Here is a 17,076-nt window from a genome sequence, read left to right as displayed (position 1 = left end):
GCTACAGACCTACGCTCTGGCGCAGACCTGCCAGTGGCCGACGCAACAGGTACAGCGCCAGCGGCGCACGATCTCCGAATATTTTCGCCGTGCCGCGCAAACCGATGCGCGGTGCCGCGGCGTCGAAGCGCGCATCCAATCGATAAGCAAGCTGTCCGGCGGCGGTGGGTTGCGCCTCATAGGCCGAACGCTCGAGCCAGGCCACATGCCGCTGCAACGGATCGCTGTCGAGAAACAATGCGACTTGCGCACCGGGGGCCAGGGTTATCGCATCGCCGACCGCCAGTTCGATGCGCAGCTCAGCCTGGCTGGGGTCGGCAATTTCCATCAATCGCTCACCGGTCTGCACCGGCTTGCCGAGCCAGCGCTCGACATCGGCAAACACCGCGATGCCATCCCGTTCGGCACGGACTTCACTGCGCTTGAGCAACTCGAGGGCATAGTTGCGCTCGGCACGTTTCTGTTCGACGCGAGCGGCCAGGAGGTCGATCTTGGAACTCGACTCGGCGTCGGCAAACGAGCGCTGGGAGTTGGCCTTGAGCTCCGCCTCGGCCACATCCAACGCGCGCTCGGCCACGTCAGCCTGGGCCTTGAGGCTGGTGCTTTCGAAGCGCAGCAACAGGTCACCGTTCTTGACGGCCTGATTGGGCTTGACCATGAATTCGGCGATCACGCCGTCCAGCGGCGCCGCCACCACCTGGCCACCCAGCGGCACCACCTCGGCCGGGGCCAGCACCGACTGGCGCACCGGCACCAGCAAGCCCAGCAACAGCACCGCCACCAGTGCGACCTGGCGCTTGCGCGTCCAGCGCAGGCGCCATGGTTTGCGTGGTTGCAACGCCAGCCACGCATGGCTGTAGGTGTCGCCCAGTTGCGACAGCAGCACTTGCTCGGCCGGCGTCCAGGGCTGGTCGCGGGCCAGCCACAGGCCACCGAAAACCAGCCCCTTGTGATCGATCAACGGCAGCCAGAATACCTGCGCGGCCGACAGGCTTCGCCAGTCCGCCTGTACGGCTTCGCTCACCCCATCGACGGCAATCACCCGGGCCTGGTTCAGCACGCCTTGCTTGAACAATTGCGCCACCGCCTGCTCGACAAACGCCACGAAAGGCGCATTCGGCTCCACGGCACTGACGCCAGTCACCGCCTGCACCTTGCCGGCGATCAGCAGCGCGGCGTGGCGAAACCCGAACAGGGCCTGACCATCATTGACCAGGCTGTAGCTCAGTTGCGCCGGGTTACGCGCGGCCCGCGTCTGACGCTCCAGATCGAGAAAGCGCGCAAATACCTGCTCGACGCTGCCCATGACCGGCGCGTTCACTTGGACTCCGCGAAACGGGCCGTGCCGCTCATGCCGGACAGCAAGCCACTGGCGTCGGGCAGGCTCGCGACCAGCAGCAAGGTCTGGCTGCCTTCATCAATACGCGCGCCGAGGCGCTTGACCGTCGCTTGCAGCGGCCGGCCGGTTTCATCGGGGGTGAACGTAAAGGACTGTCCGGGCTTGAGCCTGCTCATCCAGCGCGACGGCACCAGCAGATGGATCTCCAGGGTGCGGTTGTCGACCACGTCCAGCAACGGCGCACCGGCCGCCACGCTTTCATAACGCTGGACCTTGCGCGCCACCACTTGCCCATCGAACGGTGCGATCACACTGCAGCGCTTGACCTGGACCTGATACACCTGGGATTGCGCCTGGGTTTCGCTGAGCCGAGCCTCGGCCCGTGAGACTTCGAAGCGCCCGACGGATTTCAATGCTTCCAGTTGCCGGTTATGCGCCAACTCCTCATTGGCGCCCCGACTCGCTGCCTGGGCTGCGTTGAGCTGGGCCTGATAAGCCGAACAATCGAAACGTGCGAGGGTATCGCCCTTCTTGAACGACTCGCCCTCACTGAACGGCAATTCGACGATACGTCCGGCCAACTCACTGGCCAACACCGCCTGATCCCGCGCCCTAAGTATTCCTCGCGCCTCGTTACCCCCTGCCGCCCCGGCCGTCACATTGCTCTCGAGCAACGGATCGTCCGCGACAGGCGTCTGCGCCTGGACTGCGCACGTTACAAAGGCCAACCCCATAACCCAACTGCAAAAACGTTGCATGACCGCTACTCCCTGACGGATGGTCGGAGTCTACGACAGCGGTGGGGAGCGTCAAGGGAGATGCAGTCAGGTTTGGGAAATCTCTTGTTTCAAAAAGGTTGGGAGGGGGTCAAAAGATGCTTAGTTTTTTGCTTACGTTGGTCGGTATCAAATCCCACAAAAAATTGGGAGCGATCCTTTTACTCCAAACGGCTTCGGAGGATGGTGTTTTGGACTTATCGGAGGAACATCCATATTCTGCAATAAACACTCACAAAACGAGCCCACAACGATTTGACTCTGCGCCCTGCATACGCTCAACACTGCGTCGCCGGTAACGGAGAGGGGCTAAGCAACGGTTGACGTCAGAATTCGCCCGACTTAGGATCTCTTTACTCAACCCCGTACGCAGAAATTCAGTTTTCTGGCCGTTGGGGTGAAGAAACCGGCTTAGGCCGGTTTTTTCGTTTCGGGGGGTTGAATTTGTGCGTACCGCATTTTTCGTCGATGGTTACAACCTGTTTTATGGATTACTCGCAGGCACGCCTTACAAATGGCTGAATCTTCGAAGCCTGTTATCTCACATCGTGTATATCGAAAACCCAAGCAGCACGATTGCCTCAATCGATTACTTCACATCATCCGTCAAACCCCTCCTGGCTACCCGTGGTCAAATATCAAAGGAAGCGCAGGACACCTATATCCGAGCCCTGAGGTCGACCGATGTCTGTATCCATTACGGTCATCATCAACTTGAACCTGCGAAGGCCCCACGCTTCATTGATAGAAAGACGAGAGCTTCTCGTAATGACAAAGTCGACATCTGGAAATTGGAAGAAAAGGAAACAGATGTTCACATTGCAGTCAGCATATACCGAGCCGCTGCAAGACAAACGAAGCTGGAGACTCATGAAAAAGTAGAACAATTGATACTAGTATCTAGCGATACCGATATGACGCCTGCCTTGAGAGCCATTCGTGAAGACTTCCCCGAAATAACGGTCGGCGTCATTCTTCCTCACCGAGCAGAGTTAGATCGTCCATCCCCAGGTTCTTTGAGGCAGCACGCCCACTGGACGCGCCGCGTTGTTAGCTGCGACGAGCTCCAAGCCCACCAATTCCCCAACCGGGTGCCCACCCGCAAGGCCCCCGCCATCAAACCGGATTACTGGTAGTCACACCCGCCACCTGCTACTCCACCAACGTCAACTTCCCATCCCGATACAACACCTCGCGCCCCAGCCAGGCCGCATCCACCTGCGGCAGCACCGCCGAGGGTTTGCGCAGTTCGCGCAGCAGGGTCGACCCATGGGACAAGCGTCCGCCCATGCGCGCAATCACCGCCCGGGCGTTCTGATAGTGTGCATGGCGACCTGGGTCCAAGGTCTCTTCAAGCAGAATGTCGTCGCCCAGGATGCCTTGCACCTGTCCCGGGTAGATCAGGAACCCACTCGCTTGCTCGGTGCCCTCGCGACCATCCTGCCAGAAGCTACCCTCGCGGCTGCGGATGTCCGGATGCGGTGCGAACCAATGCGCCCTTTCGGCCGCCGGCATGGCGTGATGCAGGCGAAAGAAAATACGCATCAGGTTGTCGCGATACCACTCGCGCACTTGCAGGTAGTAGCCGCGCAGCCCTGGCAAACCGCCCGAATGGGCCAGGCGAACCGCCAGGGGCCATTGGGGGAACGCCTGCAACGGCAACTCGGTCGGTGCCGGACGCGGCGTAGCCGGGTCGGTTTCCCAAGGCAGTCGATGCGGGGCGCACTCCAGGTTGTCATAGGCGGTTGGGGGTCGTCCCAGCCAGTCGCCACCGCTGCTGGCCAACGCAGTGGCGATGCACAGGTTGCCCTGGACCACGAATACATAGAAACGGGTGAACCAGTCCGCCAATCGCTGCCCGTCGACGCCCTGTCCGGTCAGTTCGAGCAGCTCCCGATCGAAGCGCCGCAACCCCCTTTCCAACGTTGGCAAATGCCCACGAGCGATGCGCTGCATGCGCAGGAACAACGGCAGCGAACGGATCAGGCGTAGCGGTCGCCAAGGCAGATGGGGCGTAGCGCCGCCGACCTCACCCGCGTAGTTGCTGGCGCTGATGCCCCAGTCCGCCAGGCGCGCGAGAAACAGGTCGTTATTGATGTATGAAGCACCGCCAAACACCGCGGTAAAGGGCTCGTTGTCCTGCAATATCCGCGAGTCCCAGCGCGCCATGATCGCGGGAATGCTCGCCGCAGCACGGCGCTGGGCGTATTCCACCAGAACACTGGGTTGCGGCGGCAGGATCTCGGCGATGTTGGCGGCAGTCAGGTGTCGACGCCAGCCGTAGTCGCTGATCGGCCGGTACTGCAGCAACCAGAGTTGGCTGCCGTCCCAAGCCCACTCAACGTCACCGGGCACGTAGTGGAAAACCCGCAGCACGCTTTGCAGGAAGCGCCATAGCTGATCGGCGGTCAGGCCGTGGGATGGCTTGAACGTGTCGCTATTCCACGCGTCCCCCAGGCGCGAAATGATCGCGCGCTCGGGGCTCGCCTGGCCGTCGGCCAACGATTCGAGATGACCTTCGACCCACTCCAGTTCGACGGCCAAGTGACGGACGAAGGCGATCCCGGACAGCCGCGGCGTGATGAACCGCTGCACCACCACTTCCTCGACCCCCGTCGCACTCAACTCGGCAACGCGCCCCGGCACGTCCTGTGTCGATACTCGCAAGAAGGTGGTACTCAGGCCCGCGTTCGCCGCATCGGCCTGGTCTTCGCCATAACTGGAGGAGCGCACCGCCCAGAGAGCGTCCGATTGGCTGTCGAGGAACGCCGGCAGGCGCGGATCGTGGCAGTCGTTGAGCGACAGCGCCGCAGGCACCGCTTGCCCGGCCAGAGCCGCCAGGCGCAAGCGCCCACCCTTGGTATGGGCGACGAACCCTCGCTCGCCTGACTCCAGCCACGCGACGAATTCCCTCGGCGCGTCAATCCAGGGATAGTGACCCCAGCCGGGCTTCAGGCTGATGGTCAGATCGGCGCGGGCGAGAATCGCTGACCACGCCGCGGCCTGCTCGATGCCCAGCACATTGTCCTGGTCGCCCCAGACCAGTTCGACCGGGTCGGTGATCCACTCCAGCAGTGGCAGCGCGGTGTCCGCGCGCACCAGATCCCAGTGCGGCACAAAGGCACGACAGCGGGCGTACCCGGCCCCCATGCGCTGGTACTGCGCAGGCGTCCAGGTCTGGTTGGAAAACTTGCGGGCAAACAGCGTCGGCTGGTTTGCCAGCAACCAATGAATGGTTTTGCGCAGCGGCAGAGGCGACATCAACGCCGGCAGACGGCGCTGCCATAAAAAAGCTCCAACCGGCGCCAACAATACACTGCGACAGAAGTGCCCTGGTTGACGCTGCAAGGCATGCAGCACCAACAACGCATTCACCCCTACCGCCGTGATCGCGCTGCCCTTGACCGTCATCTGCAGCAAAGCCTGGGCGTAGGCGGCCAGGTCTTCGCACGGCGCTTGAGGATGATTGCCAAAGCCGGGCAGCTCCAGTGGCACCACTTCGTAGCGCTCGAAGTGCGGCAATGCATCGTCCCACCAATCGGCGGCGCTGCCGTTACCGGCCAGCAGGTACATCAAAGGCTTGCTCATGAGCGGTCCTCAGGCCAGATCGCGCAGGGCAGCGTCGAGGGTCGGATAACGGAACCGGTACCCGGCCTCGGCAAGACGGCTCGGCACCACGCGTTGGCCGTCGAAAAACAACTGGGCCATCTCCCCTGCCAGGGCACGCACCGGTGCGGCAGGGATGTGAAACCATACCGGGCGCCTGAGAACTTTACCGACGCGCTCGGCAAACGCCCCCTGGCTGACCGTCTCCGGCGCTACCAGGTTGTAAGTGCCGTTCAGGCTCTCGTCGTCGAAGACCCGGGCGATGACCTGGATCACATCGTCACGGTGTATCCAACTCATGATCTGCCGACCGTCGCCCATCCGCCCGCCGAACCCCAGGCGAAACGGAATCAGCAAAGGCAGCAATGCCCCGCCCGGGCCAAAGACCACGCCCAGGCGCATCACCACCTGACGCAGGCCCAATTCGACGGCGGGCAACGCCGACGCTTCCCAGCGGGCACAGAGTTCGGCCATGAAACCATCGCCCTTGGCGGCACGCTCATCCAGGCTCTCACTGGCATCACGCACGCCATAAAAGCCGATGGCCGAGGCCTGGACCCACAGCGTCGGCTTGTTCCGGGCGTTCTTCAGCCAGTTGATCAATGCTTCGGTGGTATGGACCCGGCTGGCAATCAGTTGCGCCTGGCGCCGGGGACTCCAGCGTGGACCGGCCACCGGCGCCCCCGCCAGATTGATCACCACGTCAAAGATTTCGTCATGGCCCAGCTTGCTCAGCGAGCGCAGGCAACGGGCACGGCCGTCGAACAGATAGGCCGCTTTCAACGGATCCCGGGCCAACACGCTGACGGTGTGTCCGGCATCGAGCAACTGATTGACCAGTGCCTCCCCGATAAACCCGGTGCCACCGGTCACCAACACGCGCCGATGGACACCGCCCGCGAACGGATTGCCAGATTTTCCCCGGCGTTGCATGCGCAGCGCCGCCAGCCCGTCACGGATACCCGAGGCACTGACACCGACGGCAAACAGCGTCAGCAACCAGCCGCGCCAGCCCAGATCGAGCGCGCCCAGCCCAGTGGGCAAACTCGCCCATTGCGCCAGTTGCACCCCGTACAGCGCGAAGAACGCCCCGCCGTTGACCGCCAGCACCGTGTGCATGATGCGCTCAATGGCCGGCAGCTTGCGGCTGCGGTCCTCGACCACGAAATCCCAGAGCGTCAGGCCGATCTCCAGGGCGAACAGCAACCCGATGACAATCGCCCACGTTCCCTGGAAGGTCAGGTGGGCGATGCCCAGGAACAGAATCCCGTAGAAACACGAACGCAGGGCGTGGATCGACAGCTCCAACCGGGCGCTGTGGCGATAGGGCAGCGCGACGGTCAGTTCATGGTGATAGAGGGTATCCAGCGCGCCCAGGACAGCCTGGGCGATCAACAACGCGATGGCCCAGTCGAGGAGAGAAAAATCAGGCATGGTTTGACTCACTTAGCAGGTGGTCGACGAGGGGACTGCGGCGATCGTGACGGTAGAGCCAGAACAGCGGAGGCAGCAATGCAAACAGGGCAAGGCTGTCGAACCACAAATGCGACCAGACCTGCGCGTGGGCCGAAAGCAGCATGTCCTGGGGCGCCCAGAGCAGGATGCCGGCGATCAACCACCCCCAAGGCATCGCGCTTCTCAGTCGACTACCGAGATGGACCAGGGCCAGCATGTACAGCGAATAACTTTGCAACGTGGCGCCGAACAGCGCCAGCCACCAGACCTGCTGCGCCCGGGCAGCCGAAGGCACTGCGGCGCCGGACCAGAAAGCCTGTTCGATGGTTTGCAGATAGCCGTCGAGCAATCCCGCATGCCCTGCCCAGGTCAGCACGAGGCTGACCAGCAGATGCATGAGGGCAGCGGCGTATAGCCAAGCGACCAGGGCTTTGCGAAGGGAGCTGGGAGGGGCTGGCATTCCGTGTCCTGAGACTTGCTTGAGAGCCGCAAGTCTAAAGGAAAAGAAAGTGGCTTTACCTGGCTAATTGGGCTGAGTTGAAGTCCGCCATCGCGAGCAGGCTCGCTCCCACAGGAAATGGGCGCAGACGCGAATGTCACGACCAGCACAGACCCTGTGTGGGAGCGAGCCTGCTCGCGATGGCGTCCGCCCAGACAACCGCTTACCTGAACATCATGACAGCCCTTCCATCAACGCTGCATCCCCCAACGCTTCACCGTCACCCGCTCCAGGTTGTCGAACACCAGGTTCTCCACCATCAAGCCGATCAGGATCACCACCGCCAACCCGGCAAAGACCTTGTCGGTGTATAGCTCGTTACGGTTCTGGAAGATGTACCAACCCAGGCCGCCCTTACCGCTGGTGGCGCCGAACACCAGTTCAGCGGCGATCAACGTACGCCAGGCAAAGGCCCAGCCGATTTTCAACCCCGCGAGGATCGACGGCAGCGCTGCGGGAATCAGGATGAACAGCACGAAGCGCAGACCCTTGAGCCCATAATTGCGCCCCGCCATGCGCAAGGTTTCGGACACGCCGAGAAAGCCCGCGTACATATTCAGCGCCAACGCCCACAGCACCGAATGCACCAACACGAAGATCAGGCTGTTCTGCCCCAGGCCGAACCACAACAATGCCAGCGGCAGCAAGGCGATGGCTGGCAATGGATTGAACATCGACGTGAGGGTGCTGAGCAGGTCCCGCCCCAACCGCGTCGACACCGCCAGGGTCGTCAGGCCAAACGCCAGGGCGATGCCCAGCAGATATCCCTTGAGCAGCACCGTCAGGGAAATCCAGACCTTGCCCAACAGTTCGCCACTGCGCAGCCCTTCGTACAAAGCACTGGCGGTTTGCAGGAAACCCGGCAGCAACAAGTCATTGTTCTGGTAGCGGGCCAGCCCCTCCCATAACAACGCCAGCAGCACGAGGATCAAGCTCTTGCGCAGCCAACCCTGCTGCCAGAGACGCTGGCCCAGGGGTAACTCCCGTTCCAGCGGCACGTGGGTCAAGGGTTGCAGGTCAACTTCATACTCTTCGCGCACAGGCGATAAACGGCTCATGGGTCGCCCCTCTCAATACGCGATACGAATGTCGGCAAAATCCAGTTCCCGTTCGGTGTCGGGCCCTGGGCCTTGCTCGAACAGCAACCGATGAATCCGCCGGGCCGTCTGCTGGAATGCCACGCCACCCAGGCTATGCAGGTCGAATTGATGGCTGTGGATCTCCGCCCTTACCCGCCCCGGATGCGGTGAGAGCAGCAGGATACGATTGCCCACCACCAACGCTTCTTCGATGGAGTGAGTGACGAACAGCAGTGTGAAGCGCACCTCTTCCCAGAGCAGCAGCAGTTCCTCCTGCATCTTGCGTCGGGTCAGGGCATCGAGGGCGGCGAAGGGCTCGTCCATCAAGAGGATTTTCGGTTGCATCGCGAGTGCCCGGGCGATGGCGACACGGGCCTTCATGCCACCCGACAACGTGTGCGGATAGGCATCGACAAAGGCCCCCAACCCGACCTTGTCCAGGTGATGCAACGCCCGCTCTTCGGCCTCGGCACGCTTGAGGGTGCGCGAGGCCAGGAGCGCAAACATTACGTTCTGCTTGACGGTTTTCCAGGGCGGCAACTGATCGAATTCCTGGAACACCACGACCCGGTCGGGCCCTGGTGCGTTGACGGCTTCTCGTTGCAGGCGGATCTCGCCTTCCTGCGGTGCGATGAAACCGCCGATGGCCTTGAGCAATGTGGACTTGCCACAACCCGACGGGCCGAGCAGCACGAAGCGGTCCGCCGGATCGACGTCGAAGCTGACTCGATGGGTGGCCCGCACCACGCGTTGGGAGGTGCGGTACTCCAGGCTGACGTTATCCACTGACAACAACGGGGTATCGATGCGAGCGGGGTTGCTGGCCGCGTGGCCTTGCAATAGCGCGGTCATGGCGATCAACTCCCCTGCAATGGCTTGGCATCCTGGAAGAAATAATCCTCCCAGGAGGCCGGCTTGTTCTTGATCGCGCCAACGCGGTACAGGAATTCGGCCAGCGGGTAGGTGTTCTTCGGCGTGACCGTGAATTCGATCTGCGGGTTATCGATGATCTTCAGCAGCGTCGCCCGATCGATCTTGGCCTGGGTCACCCGCAGGTAGGTATCCGCCGCCGCGCCTTTGTCCTTCTGGGCAAACTCGGCCGCTTCGGTCAGCGCCTCGACGAACGCCTTGTAGGTTTTCGGGTTCTCATCGCGAAATTTCTCGGTGGCGAACAACACTGTGGGGGAGTTCGGCCCCAACACATCATAGGAATTGAGCACCACATGAACGCCCGGGGTTTGCAGCGCCTGGTCCTGGAACGGCGGGTTGGAGAAATGTCCGGTCAACTCCGTGCCACCGGCGATCAAAGCCGCCGTCGCGTCCGGGTGTGGAACGGCCAGGGTGTACTTGTCCAGGCGATTGAATTCCTTGTCGCCCCACTGCTTCGCGGCGGCGTACTGCAGGAAACGTGACTGCACCGAAACACCTACCGCCGGCACCGCGATACGATCCTGCTCGGTGAAGTCGGCGATGGTCTTGACCTTGGGGTTGTTACTCAACAGGTAATAAGGAAAGTTGCCCAGAGAAGCCACCGCCTTGACGTTCTGCTTGCCGCGGGTGCGGTCCCAGATGGTCAGCAATGGGCCGACCCCGGCGCCAGCAATGTCGATGGAGCCCGACAGTAACGCATCGTTGACCGCCGCGCCGCCAGACAACTGGGTCCAGTCGACCTTGATGTCGATGCCTTCCTGCTTGGCGTGTTTCTCGATCAACTGCTGGTCACGGACCACGTTCAGCAGCAGGTACACGATGCCGAACTGCTCCGCGATACGAATCTCACCCTCGGCGCGGGCGCTGGAGGGTGCCACCAGGCTACCGGCCAACAGGCTGAATCCCAGGCCGACGGCAGCGGCCAGCGGCGCAAAAGCAATGCGTTTGAACATGTTGATTCTCCGGGCGCTATGCGCGTGGGCAGCCAATCAGAAAGGGGCGTCGCCCTGGATGGTGGTGCGGTACAGCTTGCGACGCAGATGACTCGGGCAACCGGCGGCCAGATGGATCAGCGAGCGGTTGTCCCAGAACACCAGGTCGTGGGGCTGCCATTGATGGCGATAGATATTCCGGGGCAACACGCTGTGTGCGTACAACTCGGCCAGCAGCGCTTTGCTTTCGTCCTCCGGCAAACCGACGATGCGGGTGGTGAAGCCTTCACTGACGAACAACGCCTTGCGCCCGGTTTCCGGATGGGTGCGCACGATCGGGTGAACCACCTCGGCGACCTGGGCCAGTTGCTCCGGTGTCAGCTTCGGTCGCCAGTTGCCTTCGAATTTGCTTTCGCTGTAGCGCGCGGTATAGGAGTGCGCCGCCGAACGGCCTTCCACGGCTTTGCGCAACGCCCCGGGCAAGCCATCCCAGGCCTTGTGCATGTCAGCGAACAGGGTATCGCCACCTTCGCTCGGCAACTCCTGCGCGTGGAGCATCGACCCCAGGCTGGGCAGTTGTTTATAGGAAAGGTCGGAATGCCAGAACTTCCCGGCGTCGCCCAGACCGATGGACTGGCCGTTCTCGATGATGTTGGAAACGATGAGAATTTCGGGATGCCCGGCCAACAGGAACTGCTTGAGCACATGAATCTGCAGCACGCCAAAACGGCGGCTGAAGGCGATGTGCTGTTCAGGGGTAATGCGTTGATCACGGAACACCACGACGTGATGGTCCAAGTGCGCCCGATGGATACGGGCGAAATCCTGGTCATTGAGCGGTCGGGACAGGTCCAGGCCAATGATCTCGGCGCCAACGGCGCCGTTGAACGGGCGAATTTCGAAGCTTTGCGGCGCGATATTCTCGACGCTTGGAAAATCCGAGGAATAAGAAACGGCTGGCATACATCACTCCTACGCACAGCGCGCTTCATGGGCGCGCCTCGATCAAAAACTCACGGCATGGCCGTATGGGTTCGTGTCGTGCGGCGCGCCGATTGGTCGGCAGGTACGCAGGGGTATGACTTTATCGGTATAAAAATCTAAATTTAAATACCGTTAGTGAATAACGATATGGCCTGGAGTTTTCACCTGTCCCTGTGGCGAGGGGATTTATCCCCGCTGGGCTGCGCAGCAGCCCTGAAGCCATGCACCCTGGCGTATCAGGCAGATTGAGTTGCTTGGTTTGGGGCCGCTTCGCAGCCCAGCGGGGATAAATCCCCTCGCCACAGGGGACGGGGCGGCCTCGATTGCTCGTCTCTACCGCTCGTGCAACGCCTCGGCCCGGGCCTTGATGATGGGCTTGAGCAGGTAGCTGAGCACGGTTTTTTTGCCGGTGATGATGTCCACCGAGGCCACCATGCCCGGGATGATCAGCAGCGGTTTGTCATCGGTGCCCAGGTGGCTGCGCTCGGTGCGCAGCTTGATGATGTAGTAGGTGGTTTTCTTGTCTTCGTCGGTGATGGTGTCGGCGCCGATCTGTTCCAGCTTGGCTTTCAGCCCACCGTAGATGGTGTAGTCATACGCGGTGAATTTCACCGTGGCGTCCTGGCCAGGGTGCAGGAAGGCGATGTCCTGGGGACGGATTTTCGCTTCCACCAGGATGGTATCGTCCAGCGGCACGATCTCCACCAGGTCACTGCCAGGCTGGATCACGCCACCGATAGTGTTCACCAGCATTTTGTTGACGATACCCCGCACGGGCGACGTGACCAGGGTGCGGCTCACGCGGTCTTCCAAGGCCTTGCCAGTCGCCTGGGCCTTGTTCAGGTCGGTGCGCGCCTCGTTGAGCTGGGTCAGCGCTTCGCTGCGGAACTTGCCGCGGGTCTCGTCGATCTTGCGTTGCACTTCCTTGATCGCCGATTCGGCGCGAGGAATCGCCAGCGTCGTGGCATCCAGTTGCCCGCGGGTCTCGACTTCAGCACGCTTGAGCCGCAGCACTTCCACCGGTGATACCGCGCCCTGAGCCACCAATGGTTCAGACATGTTGATTTCCTGGCGTTGCAACGCCAGGCCGGAACGGTACTGCGCCTGCTTCGAAATGAACTCGCGCAACTCCTGCTGGCGCTGCACCAGTTGCTCCTGCAACCCACCGATTTCATCGTGCAATTGCTGGCGACGGCTGATGTACAGCGACTCTTCACTGGCGGCCTGGCCCGGCACAGCCTTGAGCACGTCGGCCGGGAAGTTCAGCGGCCGGTCGTCGACCTCGGCACTCAATCGTTCGACCCGCAACAGCATGGACAGGCGATCCGCCTCGGTTTCCCCTACATTTGAGACGAACCGTGTGTCGTCCAGACGAATCAAAGGCGCACCGGCCTCGACAATCTGCCCTTCCTTGATGAACAACTCGGCGACGATGCCGCCCTCCAGGTTCTGGATCTTCTGGATCTTGGACGACGGAATCGCCTTGCCGTCGCCCTTGGTCACTTCGTCGACCACGGCGAAGTTGGCCCACAGCACCAGGAACACAAAGAACGCGATGATGCCCCAGATCGTCAGGCGCACCACTCGTGGTGCGTCTTCGATCAGGGCCTTGTTCACCTCCGGCAGGGGTTGTCCACTAAGCGAAGCGGAGCCTTTGAAATAACGGCCCACGGAATCCTTGATACCCGACTTAAGCAACACTGATCTGCCCCTTCTTCAACGCTTCCATCACGGCAGCTTTCGGGCCGTCGGCCAGGATCTGTCCACGGTCGATCACCAGCAGGCGATCCACCAGCGACAGCAAGGATGCCCGGTGCGTCACCAGCAGCACGGTCTTGTTTTCCACCACGGAGGCAAGGCGCTGCTTGAGGCGTTCCTCACCGGTGTTGTCCATGGCGCTGGTGGGTTCGTCCAGCAGCAGGATCGGTGGGTTGAGCAGCAGCGCACGGGCCAGGGCAACGTTCTGGCGCTGACCGCCAGACAAGTTTTGCCCGCGCTCGCCGACTTGCAATTCATAGCCCTGGGGATGCAGGCGCGCGAACTCATGCACACCCGCCAGTTCGGCGGCCTGGAGCACCAACTCGTCTTCGACATAACGGGCGCCTGAGGTCAGGTTGTCCCGCAGGGTGCCGGCCAGCAGTTGGATGTCCTGAGGGACGTAACCGACGTTGTAGCGCAACTCGCTGACATCGATCTGACGAATGTCCACCCCGTCCACCAGCAAGGCGCCATCGTCCGGCTGGTAAAGGCCCACCAGCAACTTCGCCAGGGAGCTCTTGCCCGAACCACTGCGGCCGATGATGCCGATTTTTTCACCGGGCTTGATCACCAGGTTGATATTCTTCAGCGCGGCGTTCTGCTGGTTCGGATAAGTGAAGCTCAACTGCCGGCATTCGATGGCACCCTGCAGGACCTTGCGGCTCAACGGACGCTCTTCGAAATTGCGCTCCTGGGGCAGCTCCATCATCTGATCGACGGACGTCATGGTCACCCGCGCCTGCTGGTAACGGGTCAGCAGGCCCGACAGCGACGCCAGCGGGCTGAGGGCACGGCCACTGAGCATGTAGCAGGCAACCAGCCCACCCATACTCAAGTTACCGGCGATGATCAGGTAGACACCGAAGACGATCATGATCACGCCCGCCAGTTGCTGGATCAGCAAGGTGATGTTCATCGCCAGCCCGGACAGCATTTTTACCCGCAGCTCGAGACGGCTGAGGGTGCCGATAGTCTGCTCCCACTGGTATTGACGCTCGCTCTCGGCGTTATTGACCTTCACCGCATCCAGCCCGGCCAGGGTCTCGATCAGGCTGGACTGGCGCTCGGCGCCCAAGGCCATGGTTCGCTCCATGGTCGCCACCAGGGGCTTCTGCAATGCGTAGCCGATCAGCAGGGCGATCGGGAACGCCAGCACCGGAATCCACACCAGGTGTCCGCCAATAATCGCGATGACCATGAAGATCAGCAGGGTGAACGGCAGGTCGATCAGGCTGGTCAGGGTCAGCGAGGCGAGGAAGTCTCGCAGGCTCTGGAATTCATGGATGTTCTGGGCAAAGCTGCCGACCCGCGCCGGACGGTACTTCATCGCCATACCTACGATACGCTCGAACAGCGTGGCGGAAATGATCAGGTCGGTCTTCTTGCCCGCCAGGTCCAGGCACAGGCTGCGCAACATTTTCAGGATCAGGTCGAACAGATAGGCACCGGTGATGCCGATGGCCAATACCCACAAGGTCGACTCGGCCTGGTTTGGCACGACTCGGTCGTAGACGTTCATCACGAACAGCGGCGCAGCCATGGCGATGATGTTGATCAGCAGGCTCGCGGCAATCGCATCGGCGTACAGCCAACGGGAACGCTTGAGGGTGTCGCGAAACCACGAGCGCGCCCGGGGAATGAGCGTGCCATGGTTCACATCGAATTTGTGCTGGGGCTGGGCGAAGAAGACCTTGCCGCTGTAGTCGTCGGCCAGCAGTTCACGACTGACCGTCACTTCTCCGCCGTCGCTTTCGCTGAGCAGCAGCCGCGCCTGATCGTCGCCGACCCAGCCCAGCAACACCGCACTGCGACCGTCCTTGAGCAGCAACAAGGCCGGCATGGCAATGGTCGGGATCTGCTCGAGCCGGCGTTGCAGCACCCGGCCTTGCAAGCCGGCCCGGGCGGCAGCGCGCGACAATAATTCGACGCTCAGCCGTTGCTTGGGCAGCGGCAGCCCGGTGGTGAGCATCGCCGCGCTGGCCGGTTTCTGATGCAGCATGCAGAGCGCCAGCAACCCGTCCAGCAACGGGTCGTCATGCAGCGTGCGCGGGTCATGGACTAGTTCGACTCGACTGACTTCTGATTCCACGCTCTGCACTCTTTACTGATCAAACTGGATGGATGATTCAATTCATCCCAGGCAACTGGACCTTGGGTTTCACGTCATTCTGCACAACGGATGCCAACGGCGCGACTACCCCCTGACTTTTGAGCAGCTCGCCCATGGTTGCCTTGATCCGATACTGAGTGAACAACTGCACGTTCTTGATTTCCGCCAACCGCCGGGAAGCACTGAACAGCTCGTTTTCGCTGTCGAGCAAGTCGAGCAGGGTCCGCTCGCCGAGGCTGAACTGCTTCTGGTAGGCGTTACGCACGCTGGCGCTGCGGTCCACGTATTGCTGGGCAATCGGTACTTGGGCATTGGCATTGTTGAGAGCGTTCCAGGCCAGGCCCAGTTCTTCGGTCAGTTGACGCAAGGCGTTGTTACGGATGTCCAGGGCCTGGTTGGACAGGTAGGACTTGGACTCCAGATCCGCCTTGTTGCTGCCGCCGGCATACAGGTTGAAACGCATGCGCAGCATGGCCTGCCATTCGTTGTTGTGACCGTCCTGGCCGTCCAGGTCGTTGTCAGCGGTGCGACCCAGTTCGGCGTCGAAGCGTGGGTAGAAGCTCGACTTGGCGGCTTCGTACTGTTTCTCGGTAGCGACGATGTCCGCCTCGGCCGAACGCAGTACCGGGCTGTTTTCCAGCATCTGGGCACGAGCTTCCGTCAGGTTGGCCGGCAGCAGCGCCATAAAATCGGCGGGGCGTTCCAGTTGGTCAGGCAACTGGCCCACGGCACTGAGGTAGTTGGTCTCGGCGTCGGCCAGATTGGTCTGCTCGGTGATCAGGTTGTTGCGGGCCTGGGCCACGCGTGCTTCGGCCTGATCGTGGTCGGCACGGTTGCCCACGCCGCGCTCGGTACGCAGTTTGATCTGATCGAAGATGCGCTCGTGGCTCTTGAGGTTCTCCTCGGCCAGGCGTACGAACTCGCGCCGGGTCAGCACATCCAGATAAACCTGGGCCACGGTCAGGCCGGTGCGCTCGGAGGTATCGAGCAGCGAATAGGCGCGGGCATTAACGGTGGCTTGTTGACGCCCCACTTCACTGGACGTCGCAAAACCGTCAAAAACCATTTGTGTCACACGCAGGCTCGACTCGCCGCGATTCAGGGTTTCCCAATGATTGTTACTGCCCGACCGGGTCGTGACACTGTCGGTGCCTTCGCGACCATACCCCGCCGCCACGTCTACCCGGGGCAGGTAACCGCCCTTGGCCGCCTTGAGTTGATAGTCCGCTGCCAGGCGGCTGTTCACTCCAGCCTGGATTTCAGGATGTACGTCCAGGGCCTGTTGCATAGCCTGCGGCAAGGTTTGTGCCTGCACGAAACTGGCAGCGAGAGCGAAGGGTAAAGCCATTAACAAATGCGAACGCATGGTGTTTTTTCTTCCTGAAACGCTTGTCTTGGATCACAGCGAAACGAGGCGCTGCATCGTATGATGGCAACCGGAATTACCGTATGTCGGAAAGTTCGAAGCAGGTACTGAATCTTGCAGCGAAAGAACAAGCCGCCACTTAAATATCAATGTGACATGACCGATACAATTGTTTAGGATGCCCAGAGGAAGGTCAATAGTTTGGCGAAAACAAAAATCCCAAGAATTTAAGCCAAATTATT

13 protein-coding genes are annotated in these 17,076 nt (G+C 61.4%); 1 reads left to right on the top strand and 12 read right to left on the bottom strand.

Annotated elements, in window-relative coordinates; genetic code table 11:
- Position 1: 1 nt before the first annotated feature.
- Both PCOSP_RS00985 and PCOSP_RS00980 read right to left on the bottom strand, forming a co-directional pair.
- Complete coding sequence (locus PCOSP_RS00985) at positions 2-1,321, bottom strand: efflux RND transporter periplasmic adaptor subunit (RefSeq protein ID WP_464710109.1); 1,320 nt, start codon at positions 1,319-1,321, stop codon at positions 2-4.
- Positions 1,318-2,097: an efflux RND transporter periplasmic adaptor subunit gene (locus PCOSP_RS00980; RefSeq protein ID WP_175361992.1), complete on the bottom strand. Its 780-nt coding sequence runs from the start codon at positions 2,095-2,097 to the stop codon at positions 1,318-1,320. Before PCOSP_RS00980 ends, PCOSP_RS00985 begins: the two co-directional genes overlap by 4 nt.
- 464 nt (positions 2,098-2,561) lie before the next feature.
- Between PCOSP_RS00980 and PCOSP_RS00975 the strand changes: the two genes are divergently transcribed.
- Complete coding sequence (locus tag PCOSP_RS00975; RefSeq protein WP_464710108.1) at positions 2,562-3,251, top strand: NYN domain-containing protein; 690 nt, start codon at positions 2,562-2,564, stop codon at positions 3,249-3,251.
- Positions 3,252-3,267: 16 nt separating this feature from the next.
- On the opposite strand, the gene PCOSP_RS00970 is transcribed toward PCOSP_RS00975, so the two are convergent.
- The 10 genes from PCOSP_RS00970 to PCOSP_RS00925 all read right to left on the bottom strand — a co-directional run bounded on the left by PCOSP_RS00970 (position 3,268) and on the right by PCOSP_RS00925 (position 16,834).
- Positions 3,268-5,703 (bottom strand): PEP-utilizing enzyme, encoded by a 2,436-nt coding sequence (locus tag PCOSP_RS00970; protein WP_464710107.1) that lies wholly within the window; start codon positions 5,701-5,703, stop codon positions 3,268-3,270.
- A gap of 9 nt (positions 5,704-5,712) precedes the next feature.
- Positions 5,713-7,155: a TIGR01777 family oxidoreductase gene (locus PCOSP_RS00965; RefSeq protein WP_464710106.1), complete on the bottom strand. Its 1,443-nt coding sequence runs from the start codon at positions 7,153-7,155 to the stop codon at positions 5,713-5,715.
- Positions 7,148-7,636: a cell division protein gene (locus tag PCOSP_RS00960; RefSeq protein ID WP_464710104.1), complete on the bottom strand. Its 489-nt coding sequence runs from the start codon at positions 7,634-7,636 to the stop codon at positions 7,148-7,150. Before PCOSP_RS00960 ends, PCOSP_RS00965 begins: the two co-directional genes overlap by 8 nt.
- Positions 7,637-7,866: 230 nt before the next feature.
- Positions 7,867-8,733 (bottom strand): ABC transporter permease, encoded by an 867-nt coding sequence (locus PCOSP_RS00955; RefSeq protein WP_464710103.1) that lies wholly within the window; start codon positions 8,731-8,733, stop codon positions 7,867-7,869.
- A 12-nt stretch (positions 8,734-8,745) separates the two neighbouring features.
- On the bottom strand, positions 8,746-9,606 hold the full coding sequence (locus tag PCOSP_RS00950) for an ABC transporter ATP-binding protein (RefSeq protein ID WP_464710102.1): 861 nt from the start codon (positions 9,604-9,606) through the stop codon (positions 8,746-8,748).
- Between the two features lie 5 nt (positions 9,607-9,611).
- Complete coding sequence (locus PCOSP_RS00945; protein WP_464710100.1) at positions 9,612-10,637, bottom strand: ABC transporter substrate-binding protein; 1,026 nt, start codon at positions 10,635-10,637, stop codon at positions 9,612-9,614.
- Between the two features lie 36 nt (positions 10,638-10,673).
- Positions 10,674-11,579, bottom strand: coding sequence for a TauD/TfdA dioxygenase family protein (locus tag PCOSP_RS00940; RefSeq protein ID WP_464710099.1), 906 nt, complete (start codon positions 11,577-11,579; stop codon positions 10,674-10,676).
- A gap of 354 nt (positions 11,580-11,933) precedes the next feature.
- Positions 11,934-13,301: an HlyD family type I secretion periplasmic adaptor subunit gene (locus tag PCOSP_RS00935; RefSeq protein ID WP_139646144.1), complete on the bottom strand. Its 1,368-nt coding sequence runs from the start codon at positions 13,299-13,301 to the stop codon at positions 11,934-11,936.
- Positions 13,291-15,447 carry a type I secretion system permease/ATPase gene (locus PCOSP_RS00930; protein ID WP_464710097.1) on the bottom strand — a complete coding sequence of 719 codons (2,157 nt, stop codon included), beginning with the start codon at positions 15,445-15,447 and terminating at the stop codon, positions 13,291-13,293. The genes PCOSP_RS00935 and PCOSP_RS00930 overlap by 11 nt, the downstream gene beginning before the upstream one ends.
- Before the next feature lie 37 nt (positions 15,448-15,484).
- Positions 15,485-16,834, bottom strand: coding sequence for a TolC family outer membrane protein (locus tag PCOSP_RS00925; RefSeq protein ID WP_139646139.1), 1,350 nt, complete (start codon positions 16,832-16,834; stop codon positions 15,485-15,487).
- Between the last annotated feature and the right edge of the window lie 242 nt (positions 16,835-17,076).

This window comes from Pseudomonas sp. MAFF 730105 (assembly GCF_055380705.1).
This window is presented reverse-complemented; position numbering and strand designations above follow the sequence as displayed.